1 pseudogene is annotated in these 232 nt (G+C 69.8%); it reads right to left on the bottom strand.

Features of this window, described 5'->3' with window-relative positions:
- Nucleotides 1-232 (bottom strand): annotated as a pseudogene (locus R0J88_RS23920) (hypothetical protein); the annotation flags it as partial.

Raw genomic sequence — 232 nt, 5'->3', positions numbered from 1 at the left:
CCCGAGGATCAACCCGCGCAGGCTCGTGGTCAGCGCGGGAACGCCCACCTGCCAGTTGCCGGAATCGGCTACCACTATGGCGTCGGCGCCGAGCACCGAGGGGTGCTCCTGGAGCAGCCGGGGCAGCGAAGGGGAACCGGCTTCCTCCTCTCCGTCGATGAGCACCGTGATCCCCAGACCGGCTTCGGCTCCCAGCACGCGAAGCACGGAGCGTAACGCGGCCACGTGCAGG

The sequence above is a fragment of the Pseudoalteromonas sp. SIMBA_162 genome (assembly GCF_046535955.1).
Classification (GTDB): Bacteria; Pseudomonadota; Gammaproteobacteria; order Enterobacterales; family Alteromonadaceae; genus Pseudoalteromonas; species Pseudoalteromonas marina.
Note: the sequence above shows the minus strand (reverse complement) of the source record. Positions and strands in the feature narration are given on the sequence as shown.